The sequence below is a fragment of the Streptomyces phytophilus genome (assembly GCF_013870535.1).
In the GTDB taxonomy this organism is placed as follows: Bacteria; Actinomycetota; Actinomycetes; order Streptomycetales; family Streptomycetaceae; genus Streptomyces; species Streptomyces phytophilus.
Genome location: NZ_JACBXC010000975.1, coordinates 1 through 2,315, shown reverse-complemented (window position 1 = coordinate 2,315; position 2,315 = coordinate 1). Strand labels below are relative to the sequence as shown.

At 72.9% G+C, this 2,315-nt stretch carries 2 protein-coding genes; both read left to right on the top strand.

Annotated features, from left to right (window positions below; genetic code table 11):
• On the top strand, positions 1 to 1,322 hold a 1,322-nt coding region (locus H5J30_RS27940), incomplete at its 5' end, for an aldehyde dehydrogenase family protein (RefSeq protein ID WP_181790076.1).
• Positions 1,323 to 1,446: 124 nt separating this feature from the next.
• Positions 1,447 to 2,262 (top strand): SGNH/GDSL hydrolase family protein, encoded by an 816-nt coding sequence (locus H5J30_RS27935; RefSeq protein ID WP_220189446.1) that lies wholly within the window; start codon positions 1,447 to 1,449, stop codon positions 2,260 to 2,262.
• Positions 2,263 to 2,315: the final 53 nt, after the last annotated feature.

Genomic DNA, 2,315 nt, shown 5'->3' with positions numbered 1-2,315 from the left:
TACGCACCGCGTTGGACGCGCACCGGAGCTGGCGGCACGTACGGCTCGCGGAGCGCAAGGCGCGGGTGTCGGCGGCGCTGGACGCCATCGAGGAGCACCGCGACCTGCTCGCGCTGCTCCTCGTCTGGGAGATCGGCAAGCCCTGGCGGCTGGCCACGGCCGACGTGGACCGCGCCGTGGACGGGGTCCGCTGGTACGTCGACGAGATCGACGGCATGCTCGCCGGCCGCACCCCGCTGCCGGGGCCGGTGAGCAACATCGCGAGCTGGAACTACCCGATGAGCGTGCTCGTGCACGCCATGCTCGTCTGCACCCTGGCGGGCAACGCCGCCGTCGCCAAGACCCCGAGCGACGGCGGGGTGGCGTGCCTGACCCTGGCCTGCGCGCTGGCGGTACGCGCGGGCCTGCCGCTGACGCTGGTCTCCGGCGGCGGCGGCGAGCTGTCCGGGGCGCTGGTACGGGCGCCGGAGCTGGGCTGCGTGTCCTTCGTCGGCGGGCGCGACACCGGCGGGCAGGTGGCCGCCGCGCTGGCCGGCCTGGACAAGCCGCACGTGCTGGAGCAGGAGGGGCTGAACTGCTGGGGGGTGTGGAACTACTCCGACTGGCCGGCGCTCACCGGGCAGGTGCGCAGGACCTTCGACTACGCCAAGCAGCGCTGCACCGCCTACCCCCGGTTCGTCGTCCAGCGCGCCGCCTTCGCCGACTTCCTGGCGGCGTACCTGCCGGCGGTCGGCTCCGTACGCGTCGGCCACCCGCTGGCGGTGGCGCGGCCCGGCGACCCGCTGCCGGAGCTGGACTTCGGGCCGCTGATCAACGCCGCCAAGGCCAAGGAGCTGGCGGACCTGGTGGCGCACGCGGTGGACCGGGGCGCGGTGCCGCTCCACCGGGGCAGCCTCGCGGACGCCCACCTGCTGCCGGGCCAGGACACCTCCGCGTATCTCGCGCCGGTGACGCTCCTCGACCCGCCGGCCGCCTCGCCGCTGCACCACGCGGAGCCGTTCGGCCCGGTCGACTCGATCGTGCCGGTGGACACCGAGGCGGAGCTGCTGGCGGCGATGAACGCCTCCAACGGCGCCCTGGTCGCCACCCTCTCCTGCGACGACCCGGAGTTCTACGACCGGGTGGCGCCGCAGATACGGGCGTTCAAGACGGGCCGCAACGCGCCGCGTTCGCGCGGGGACCGGGCCGAGCTGTTCGGCGGCTCGGGCGCCTCGTGGCGCGGCGCGTTCGTCGGCGGGCACCTGCTGGTGCACGCCTTCACCGAGGGCGCGGCGGGCGAACGGCCGCCGGGCAACTTCCCCGACTATCAGCTCATGCCCTGATGAACGCGCGTCACACGGATGGAACGGCGCATCACAGGCGCGCAGTTGCGACTTGGCATGGACATGGGTTTCAGGGGGCAGGGTGTGGTTACCACTCGGTACAACCTCACCCCCAGGGGGTTCCATGAGAACTGCCCGGCCCTTGCGGCTCCTGCTGGGCTTCCTCGTCGCCACCACAGTGGCGCTGCTCGGCAGCGTGCCGGCCCATGCCGGAGAACCCGCGAACGCCGCCGCCGCCGAGAGCTACGTGGCGCTCGGCGACTCCTACGCCTCCGGCGTGGGCGCCGGTTCGTACGACTCGGGAAGCGGCGACTGCAAGCGCAGCAACAACGCCTACCCGGTGCTGTGGAAGAACGCGCACGCCCCGGCGTCCTTCTCCTTCACCGCCTGCTCCGGCGCCCGTACCGGCGACGTCATCAACAACCAACTCGGCCCGCTCAACTCCGGCACCTCCCTCGTCTCCATCAGCATCGGCGGCAACGACGCGGGCTTCGCCGATGCCATGACCACCTGTGTGCTCCAGGGCGAGTCGGCCTGTATCAACCGCATCAACCAGGCGCGCACCTATATCTCAGGCACCCTGCCCGGACGGCTGGACGCGGCGTACGACGCGATCACCGCCCGCGCCCCCAACGCGCAGGTCGTCGTGCTCGGCTACCCGCGGATGTACAAGCTCGACGGCGGCTGCATCTTCGGCATCAGCGAGCGCTCCCGGGCCGCCATCAACGGCGCCTCGGACCTGCTGAGCGAGGTCACCGCCAAGCGCGCGGCCGACCACGGCTTCGCGTACGGCGACGTCCGGCCGGCGTTCTCCGGGCACGAGATCTGCTCGGACAGCGAGTGGCTGCACAGCGTCACCTTCCCCATCGGTGACTCGTACCACCCGACGGCGGCCGGCCAGTCCGGCGGCTACTACCCCGTGTTCAACGCCCTGGGCTGAGCGCCCCGGGCACCGCGGAAAGCACCTCGCGGGCGGCCGCCACCGCGGCCGCC

Excerpts from the sequence above, each read along its gene's own strand:
- H5J30_RS27935 (WP_220189446.1), top strand. The coding sequence starts at position 1,447 with ATGAGAACTGCCCGGCCCTTGCGGCTCCTGCTGGGCTTCCTCGTCGCC.